We start from the raw sequence: 996 nt of genomic DNA, 5'->3' as shown, positions 1-996 counted from the left end.
GCCTGGAGGACGTCGAGGACCTGTGGCGGGACCTGACGGAGGCGCTCAGCGCTCGGTCCGGCCGGCCCGCTGCTGCCGAGGGCGGCGCGCGGGAATCCCGGTCAGCCGCGCGGTGATCACCAGGGTGCCCTCCTCGATCTGGTAGTCAAGCGGCAGGTTGAGCCCGCGCATCGCCGCGACCATGCCCGTGTTGGACGACTGGGTCACCGCGTACACGCTCTCGCAGCCGGCCTCCAGCGCGAGCCCCACCAGGCGGTCGAGCAGCTCCGAGCCGATGCCGCGGCGCTGCCAGTCGTCCTCGACGAGCAGGGCCACCTCGGTCTCGTCGCCGTCCCACAGCAGGTGGCCGAGGGCGACGAGCCGGCCGGACGCCGTCTCCACGGCGAGGGTGCGGCCGAACCGGGGGCTCAGGAGGTGGTTCAGGTAGCTGCCGGCGTCCCCGACCGGGCCGTGGTACCGCAGCCCCAGGGTCCGGTCCGAGCAGCGGTCGTGCATGGCCCGGGCGGCCTCCAGGTCGCCCTGGTCGGCGCGGCGGACCGTGATCTCGTTGCCCTCGGGGAGGGTCAGCACGTCCTGGCTGCGCGGGATGCGCGGGCCGAGGCGGGCGTCCAGCTCCACGAGGGCGCGGGCACGGGCGAACTCGGTGGGCGTGAACGGCAGGTACGGCCGCTCGACGGTGATGGCACCGCCGTGGGGGTCGCGCAGCCGCATCACGGTGTCCCCCTCCTCCAGGGCGCCCTCCACCGGGGCCGTCGCACCGGTCGGGCGGCCCGTCGGCGAGACGGCGGGCAGCGAGTGGATGGTGCACCGGCCGAGCAACTGGCGCAGCGCGAGAGGCAGTTCCGCCGCGTCCAGCGCGGTGCGGGTCGCCAGGCCGAGCACCCGCGCCGGCGTGTCCACCAGGTCGTGGGCGTCGGCGCGCTCCGTCCAGGTCTGCGTGCCGCCCGCCGCGGCGACCTCCCGCGTCAGCGCCGCCGCCGGCAGCGAGGCGGGCGC

Annotated in this window: 1 protein-coding gene; it reads right to left on the bottom strand. The window is 76.3% G+C overall.

Annotation, left to right across the window (positions count from 1 at the left end):
- Nucleotides 1-45: 45 nt before the first annotated feature.
- Nucleotides 46-996 (bottom strand): GNAT family N-acetyltransferase (locus A4V12_RS22955; RefSeq protein WP_234372299.1); only part of this gene is annotated, 951 nt, incomplete at its 5' end.

Origin of the sequence: Streptomyces noursei (assembly GCF_001646665.1) — a bacterium.
Lineage (GTDB): Bacteria > Actinomycetota > Actinomycetes > Streptomycetales > Streptomycetaceae > Streptomyces > Streptomyces lavendulocolor.
The sequence above is the reverse complement of the archived record's forward strand: the minus strand, read 5'-3'. Positions and strand labels throughout refer to the sequence as shown.